Consider the following 9,133-nt stretch of genomic DNA (forward strand, 5'->3'; position numbering starts at 1 on the left):
CACCAGAAGCAGACTCCGCACCCCATGCTCGGCCACCAGATGCCGGGCCACCCGCGCACCCAACCCACCAGTACCACCCGTGATCAATACGGTCCCGCCCGCATCCCACACAGGAACCGTCTCATCACCCGGCCCAGCGAGCACCAGACGCGGCACCCACACCTCACCCTCACGCACCAGCAACTCCGGCTCGCCCAGGGCGACCAGCCGACCGAGCGGAACCGAGTCGTCGGAGTCGATCAGCACGAACCGGCCCGGGTTCTCCGCCTGCGCGGCCCGCACCAACCCCCAGACGGGAGCCTGTCGTACGTCCACCCGTCCAGCGCCGGCCGCACCGCGCGTGAGGACCGCCAGCACCGCACCCTCGGGCCGGTCCACCGCCAGCCACTCCTGCACGGCCTCCAGCGCACGGCCCACCACGCCTCGTACGGCATCGGGCACGGCCGCGTCCTTTGCCTCCACCACGCACTCGTAAACAGCGGGTGTCGGCCCCTCGGGAGCCTCGTCGCTCAGGGCGACGGGCTGCCAGTCCACCCGGAACAGCGAGTCGGCGGTCCCGGAGGCGGACTGCTGGTCCCAGACGGGCCGGGAGAGCAGGGACTCCACCGACAGCACGGGGGTGCCGTGCTCGTCGGCGACGGTCAGCGACAGGCCGTCCTGCTGGGCGACGGGCCTGATCCGGACCCGGAGCGCCTTCGCCCCGGCCGCGTGCAGGGCGACACCGTTCCAGGCGAAGGGGAGCAGGGTCTGCCCGCCGTCCTCGCGGCCCGGTATGCCGAGCAGCCCGACGTGCATCGCCGCGTCGAGGAGGGCGGGGTGGAGGCCGAAGCGGGCGGCGTCCTCGTGGGCGGACTCGGGCAGGCGGACCTCGGCGTACAGCTCCTCACCGAGGCGCCAGGCCGCGGTGAGGCCCTGGAACACCGGTCCGTAGTGGTAGCCGGCCTCCGCGAGGTCCTGGTAGGCGCCGTCGACAGTCAGCTCGTCGGCACCGGCCGGCGGCCAGTCCATGAGGCCGTCCGGCCCGGCCTCGTCCGTCACGGGTGCCAGGACCCCTTCGGCGTGGCGGGTCCACGGCAGGTCCGGCTGGTCGTCGGCGCGCGAGTGGATTGCCACGGTCCGGCGCCCGGTCTCGTCCGCCGCCCCGACCGCCACCTGGACGGCGACGCCGCCGAGGGGCTGCAGGACGAGGGGCGCCTGAAGGGTCAGCTCCTCCAGCAGTCCGCAGTCGAGCTGCTCGCCCGCCCGGACGGCCAGTTCGACGAAGCCGGTACCGGGCAGCAGGACGCTCCCGAGGACGTTGTGGTCGACGATCCAGCCGTGCGTACCGGCCGACAGCCTGCCGGTGAGCACGGCACCGCCGTCATCGGGCAGGATCACGGCCGCACGGAGCACCGGGTGGTCGAGCGCGACCTGCCCGGAGGCGGCGACGGCGCCCCCCTCGGACACAGGCGCTTCGAGCCAGTAGCGGCTGCGCTGGAAGGCGTACGTGGGCAGCTCGACGGTCCGCGCCCCGGCACCGGCGTAGAACGCCCGCCAGTCCACCTGTCCGCCGCCCACGAACACCTGCGCCAGCCCTCCGGCCAGGGACTCGGGCTCGGGACGGTTCCTGCGGACGAGCGGGACGAACGCGCTGGTGTCCTCGGCGGCCGAGCCGGCGCCGAGGGCGGTCAGGATCGCGTCCGGACCGATCTCGACGAACGTACGGGCTCCGAGGGCTTCCGCGGCGTTCACGGCGTCGGCGAAACGGACAGGACGACGGACCTGATCGACCCAGTACTCCGGCGACTGCCAGCCGGTGGACGGAGCGCCGGTGACGGTGGAGACGACCGGGATGCGGGGCTCGTTGAACGTCAACTCGTTGGTGACCGCCCGGAACTCGTCGAGCATCGGGTCCATCAGCGAGGAATGGAACGCGTGCGAGACGGGAAGACGGCTGGTCTTCCGCCCGGATGCGGCGAAGTGCTCGCCCACGGCAAGCGCCTCGGACTCGACACCCGAAACAACCACTGACTGAGGTCCGTTGACGGCGGCGATGGACACCCCGTCCGTGAGGAGGGAAAGCACCTCGTCCTCGGTCGCCTGGACAGCGACCATCGCGCCGCCGGCGGGCAGCGCCTGCATCAGACGGCCCCGGGCAACGACCAGCTTCGCCGCGTCCGCCAGAGAGAGCACCCCAGCGACATGCGCGGCGGCCAGCTCACCGATCGAGTGACCCACCACAACGTCGGGCTTGACGCCCCACGCCTCCACCAGCCGGAACAACGCCACCTCGAACGCGAACAACGCAGGCTGGGTGAGGGCGGTCGCGTTCAGCGCGTCCGCGTCCTCCCCCCACACCACGTCACGCAACCCACGACCGAGATGCGCGTCCACCTCACCGCACACCGCGTCGAACGCCTCGGCGAACACCGGGAACACGTCATACAGCTCACGACCCATCCCCAGCCGCTGCGCACCCTGACCCGTGAACAGAAACGCCGACTTGCCCTTGGCCACCGCACCCCGTACCAACCTCGGGTGCTCCTCGCCCGCCGCCAGCGCGGCCAGCGCACCCGTACGGTCGTCGAGGACCACCGCCCGGTGCTCGAACACCGAACGCGAGGCAACCAGCGAGTGGCCGATGTCCTCGGCCCGGTGGTCACCGGCCACGGACAGCAGCCGCGACGCCTGCTCGGCCAGGGCCTCGGGGGTCTTCGCGGACAGCACCCACGGGGCGACAGCCAGGTCCGCCCCCGCACCGCCGCCCGCAGGGGCCTCGGGGGCCTCCTCCACGATCACGTGCGCGTTCGTCCCGCTCAACCCGAACGACGACACACCGGCCCGCCTCGGACGCCCCGTCGGCGCCCACTCCCGGGCCTCCGTCAACAGCTCCACCTCACCCGCCGACCAGTCGATCTGGTCCGAGCGCTCCTCCGCGTGCAGGGACGGCGGCAGCACACCGTGGCGCATGGCCATGACCATCTTGATGATGCCCGCCACACCGGCCGCTGCCTGCGTGTGGCCCATGTTCGACTTGATGGAGCCGAGCCACAGGGGCAGGTCCTCCTCGCGCCCCTGTCCGTAGGTCGCGAGCAGCGCCTGCGCCTCGATCGGGTCACCGAGCCGGGTGCCCGTGCCGTGCGCCTCGACCGCGTCGACCTCCGCCGCCGTCAGACCCGCGTCGGACAGGGCATTGCGGATCACGCGCTGCTGGGCCGGACCGTTGGGGGCGGTGAGGCCGTTGCTGGCGCCGTCCTGGTTGAGGGCCGAGCCACGGACCACGGCGAGCACGGGGTGCCCGTTGCGCCGGGCGTCCGACAGCCGCTCAAGCAGCAGCACACCCGCGCCCTCGCCCCAGCCCGTACCATCCGCACCCGCGCCGAAGGACTTGCAGCGCCCGTCCGGGGAGAGGCCGCGCTGCTCGCTGAAGTACACGAGCATGTCGGGCGTCGACATCACTGTCACACCGCCGGCCAGGGCGAGTGAGCACTCACCCGACCGCAGCGCCTGCGCCGCCGAGTGGAGGGCGACCAGGGACGAGGAACAGGCGGTGTCGACGGTGACCGCAGGGCCTTCCAGACCCAGCGTGTAGGCGACCCGGCCGGACACCAGGCTTCCCGCCGTGCCACCCGCGTAGTCGTGGTACATCACCCCGGCGTACACACCGGTACGGCTGCCCTTGAGCGTCGTCGGGTCCACGCCCGCCCGCTCGATCGCCTCCCAGGACACCTCGAGCAGCAGCCGCTGCTGCGGATCCATGATCGCGGCCTCGCGCGGGCTGATCCCGAAGAACGCGGGATCGAACTCGGCCGCGTCGTAGAGGAATCCCCCGTCACGCGCGTACGACTTCCCCGGCGCGCCCGGTTCCGGGTCGTACACGTCCGGGTCCCAGCCCCGGTCGTCGGGGAGCGGGGCGATGGCGTCCACACCGTCCGCGACCAGGCGCCACAGCTCGTCGGGGGTGGTCACACCGCCCGGGTAGCGGCAGGCCATGCCCACGATCACGACCGGGTCGTCGGCGCCCGCCCGGGCGACGGCCGGGGCCTGTTCGCGGTCCGCGTCCGGGGTGCCGTCGAGGAGCGTCAGGACGAAGGCCGCGACGGCCTCAGCGGTCGGGTGGTCGAAGATCAGCGTCGCCGGGAGCCGCAGCCCGGTCTCGGTGTCGAGCCGGTTGCGGAGCTCGACGGCCGTCAGGGAGTCGAAGCCCAGCTCGTCGAAGGCGCGGCCCGGCTCGATGGCCTCGCCCGAGGCGTGTCCGAGGACGGCCGCGATCTTCGTACGGACCAGGTCCAGGACGGCCCCGGCGCGGTCGGCGCCGGTCAGGCCCGCGAGCCGGGTCCGCAGGACCGGCGAACCACCGCGCGCGGCACGGCGGCCGGGGGCCCGGACGAGTCCCCGCAGCAGGGCGGGGACCTCGTCGGCGTGGGCGCGCAGGACCGGGAGGTCGAGGCGTACGGGCACCGAGGCCGGGACGTCCGATCGCAGGGCGGCGTCGAAGAGGGCGAGGCCTCGGTCGGCGGGGATCGCGGGGGTGCCGGCCTCGCGCATGCGGTCCAGTTCGGCCGCACCGAGTCCGGTGCCCATGCCTCCGGGGGTGTCCCAGAGCCCGAAGGCCATCGCACAGGCCGGAAGGCCCTCGGCGCGGCGTTCGGCGGCGAGCGCGTCGAGGAAGGCGTTGGCGGCGGCGTAGTTGGCCTGGCCCGTGGAGCCGAGGGTGCCCGCGATGGACGAGAACAGGACGAACGCGGTGAGGTCCAGGTCGCGGGTGAGCTCGTGCAGGTGCCAGGCGGCGTCCGCCTTGGGCGCGAAGACGCCCCGGAGGCGGTCGGCGGTCAGCGAGGTGATCATCGCGTCGTCCAGGACGCCGGCGGCGTGGACGACACCCCGCAGGGGGTGCGCCGGGTCGACGCCCGCCAGGAGCGCGGCCACGGCCTCACGGTCGGCCACGTCGCACGCGGCGAAGGTCACGCTCGCGCCCGACTCGGCCAGCTCCGCCCGCAGTTCCCCGGCCCCGGGCGCCTGTTCGCCCCGGCGGCCGGCCAGCAGCAGGTGGCGTACGCCGTGTTCGGCGACGAGGTGGCGGGCGACGAGCGCGCCGAGGCCGCCCGTTCCGCCGGTGATCAGCACGGTGCCGTCCGCGTCCCACACCGGCCCGGTCCTGGGAGACTCGGTGACGCGGGCCAGCCGGGGGGTCAGCGCCCGCCCGTCGCGTACGGCGGACTCCGGCTCCTCGCCGGGCCCGGTGTGCGGCAGTCCCTCGGGGGCGTCCGTGTCGAGCAGCACGAACCGGCCCGGGTTCTCCGCCTGCGCGGCCCGGACCAGGCCCCAGACGGACGCCTGCCGTACGTCGACCGGCTCACCGTCCACGGCGGCGACCGCGCCTCGTGTGACGACGAGGAGAGTGGCGGCGGCGAACCGCTGGTCCGCCAGCCACTGCCGTACGACGTCCAGGACGTGCACCGCCACGGTGTGCGCGGCCGAGGGCACGTCGTCCCCCGCTCCCGCAGCGACCGGGGCGCAGTCCAGGACGACCGTGCCGGTCAGGGGACCCTCGGCGGGTATGTCCTCCCAGCGCTGCCACTCACCGGGTGCGGACGCGGTACCGGCCGGCTGCCAGACGACCCGGTACAGCGGGTCCGTGGCCGTACCCGTACCGCCGGGCGTCGAATCCATCGCCCGGCCGACGACTCCGCCGACCGAGGCGACCGGGGCGCCCGAGGCATCCGCGATCTGCAGGGCCAGGCTTTCCGGAGTGGGCCGCGAGATGCGGACCCGGGCCGCCGCCGTGCCGTCCGCGTACAGCCGCACGTCCTTCCAGACGAACGGCAGGACCGTTCCGCCGCTCTGCTCGCCGGCGCTCTCCACCAGCGCGGCGTGCATCGAGGCGTCCAGCAGGGCCGGGTGCAGGCCGTAGTCCTCGGCCGGTACGTCGTCGTCGAGCGCGACCTCGGCGTAGAGGTCTCCGTCGAGCCGCCAGGCAGCCGTCAGCCCCTGGAAGGCGGGGCCGTACGCGAGGCCCTGCTCGCGCAGGCTCTCGTACGCGCCGTCGAGCGCGACCGGCACCGCGCCGGCCGGCGGCCATGCGGACAGTTCGAAGGCGGGCGCCTCCGCCTCCTCGGCCAGCACACCTTCCGCGTGCAGCACCCAGTCGGCATCGGCACCGCTCTCCTGCCGCGCGTACACCCCGACCGTGCGCCGGGCGGAGTCGTCCGCCGCCCCCACGACGACCTGCACGGCGACGGCACCGGCCTCGGGCAGGACGAGCGGCGCGTGCAGGGCCAGCTCCTCCAGCACCGCGCAGCCGACGTGGTCGCCGGCGCGCACGGCGAGTTCGACGAACCCGGCACCGGGGAAGAGCACGGCCTCCCGCACCACATGGTCCGCGAGCCACGGCAGAGCGGCCACGGCGAGCCGTCCGCTCAGGACCGCGCCCCCGGAGTCGGCCAGGGTGACCACGGAACCGAGCAACGGGTGCGGGTGGGGCGTGCTCCCCGGCTTCACCGCGTCGAGCCAGAACCGGGTGCGCTGGAAGGGGTACGTGGGAAGGTCGACCCTTCCCGCGCCCGTACCGGCGTAGAACGCCTGCCAGTCGATCCGCACCCCGTCCACGTACAGCCGGCCCAGCCCTCCGGCCAGGGACTCGGGCTCGGGACGGTTCCTGCGTACGAGAGGGACGAACGCGCTGGTGTCCTCGGTGGCCGAGCCTGCGCCGAGGGCGGTCAGGATCGCGTCGGGCCCGATCTCGACGAACGTACGGGCTCCGAGGGCTTCCGCGGCGTTCACGGCGTCGGCGAAGCGGACAGGACGACGGACCTGGTCGACCCAGTACTCCGGCGACTGCCAGTCCGAGGACAGCTCGCCAGTCACCGTGGAGACGACCGGGATGCGGGGCTCGTTGAACGTCAACTCGCTCGCGATGGCCCGGAACTCGTCGAGCATCGGGTCCATCAGCGAGGAATGGAACGCGTGCGAGACGGGAAGACGGCTGGTCTTCCGGCCGGCCGCCGAGAAGTGCTCGCCTACGGCGAGGGCTTCCGCCTCGATGCCGGAGACCACGACCGCCTGCGGACCGTTGACAGCCGCGATGGACACCCCGCCCGTCAGGAGCGGAAGCACCTCGTCCTCACTGGCCTGCACGGCGACCATCGCACCACCGGCCGGAAGCGCCTGCATCAGCCGGCCCCGCGCGACGACCAGCTTCGCCGCGTCCGCCAGAGACAGCACCCCGGCCACATGCGCGGCGGCCAGCTCACCGATCGAGTGACCCACCACGACATCGGGCTTGACACCCCACGTCTCGACGAGACGGAACAACGCCACCTCGAACGCGAACAGCGCGGGCTGAGTGAACGCAGTGCTGTTCAGCGCATCCGCGTCCTCCCCCCACACCACCTCACGCAACACAGTTCCGAGATGCGCGTCCACCTCCGCACACACCGCGTCAAACGCCTCGGCGAACACCGGAAACGCCTCATACAACTCACGCCCCATACCGAGCCGCTGCGCACCCTGACCCGTGAACAGGAACGCCGACCTGCCGACCGCCCGCGTCACCCCCTTCACCAGCCCCGGATGCTCCTCGCCCGCCGCCAACGCCGCCAGCGCACCCGTACGGTCACCGAGCACCACCGCCCGGTGGGTGAACGCCGTACGGGTAGTGACGAGAGACAACCCGATGTCCTCGGCCCGGTGGTCACCGGCCACGGACAGCAGCCGCGACGCCTGCTCGGCCAGGGCCTCGGGGGTCTTCGCGGACAGCACCCACGGGGCGACAGCCAGGTCCGCCCCCGCACCGCCGCCCGCAGGGGCCTCGGGGGCCTCCTCCACGATGACGTGCGCGTTCGTCCCGCTCAGCCCGAACGACGACACACCGGCCCGCCTCGGACGCCCCGTCGGCGCCCACTCCCGGGCCTCCGTCAACAGCTCCACGTCACCCGCCGACCAGTCCACCTGGTCGGAGGGCGCGTCGACATGGAGGGTCTTGGGAAGGACGCCGTGGCGCATGGCCATGACCATCTTGATGATGCCCGCGACACCGGCCGCTGCCTGCGTGTGGCCGAAGTTCGACTTCACCGAGCCCAGCCACAGCGGCCGGTCCGCGGGCCTGCCCCGGCCGTAGGTGGCGAGCAGCGCCTGCGCCTCGATGGGGTCACCGAGCCGGGTGCCCGTGCCGTGCGCCTCGACGGCGTCGACCTCCGCCGCCGTCAGACCCGCGTCGGACAGGGCATTGCGGATCACGCGCTGCTGGGCCGGACCGTTGGGGACGGTCATCGCGGCCGAAGCGCCGTCCTGGTTGACCGCCGAGCCGCTGACGAGGGCGAGCACGGGGTGCCCGTTGCGGCGGGCGTCCGACAGCCGCTCAAGCAGCAGCACACCCGCGCCCTCGCCCCAGCCCGTACCGTCGGCCGCCGACGCGAACGGCTTGCAGCGGCCGTCCGGGGAGAGGCCGCGCTGCCCGCTGAAGTACACGAGCATGTCGGGCGTCGACATCACCGTCACACCGCCGGCCAGGGCGAGTGAGCACTCACCCGACCGCAGCGCCTGCGCCGCCGTGTGCAGGGCGACCAGAGACGAGGAACAGGCGGTGTCGATGGTCACCGCCGGACCCTCCAGGCCGAGCGTGTAGGCGACCCGGCCGGAGACGAAGCTCCCGGCCGCACCGTCGGCGTAGTCGTGGTACATCACACCGGCGTAGACACCGGTACGGCTGCCCTTGAGCGTCGTCGGGTCCACGCCCGCCCGCTCGATCGCCTCCCAGGACACCTCGAGCAGCAGCCGCTGCTGCGGATCCATGGCCAGCGCCTCGCGCGGGCTGATCCCGAAGAAGTCCGGGTCGAACTCCGCCGCGTCGTACAGGAACGCGCCGTCCCGGGCGTACGACTTGCCGGGCAACCCCGGCTCGGGGTCGTACACGTCCGGATCCCAGCCCCGGTCGGCCGGGAAGCCGGACACCGCGTCGACACCCCCGGCCACCAGCCGCCACAGGTCCTCCGGCGTGCCGGCCCCGCCGGGGTAGCGGCACGCCATGGCGACGATCGCGATCGGGTCGTTGCTCGCGGCGGTGAGCCGGGCGTTCTCCTCGCGCAGCCGCTCGTTGTCCGTGAGCGACTTACGGAGCGCCGCCACGACCTGTTCCATCGATGTGCTGGTCACG

1 protein-coding gene is annotated in these 9,133 nt (G+C 73.3%); it reads right to left on the minus strand.

The features are described from left to right. Nucleotides 1–9,117, minus strand: a 9,117-nt coding sequence (locus ABZ564_RS15410; protein WP_360855740.1) for an SDR family NAD(P)-dependent oxidoreductase, incomplete at its 3' end; no start/stop codon positions are given. Nucleotides 9,118–9,133 lie beyond the last annotated feature (16 nt).

The sequence above is a fragment of the Streptomyces sp. NPDC019224 genome (assembly GCF_040632605.1).
Lineage (GTDB): Bacteria > Actinomycetota > Actinomycetes > Streptomycetales > Streptomycetaceae > Streptomyces.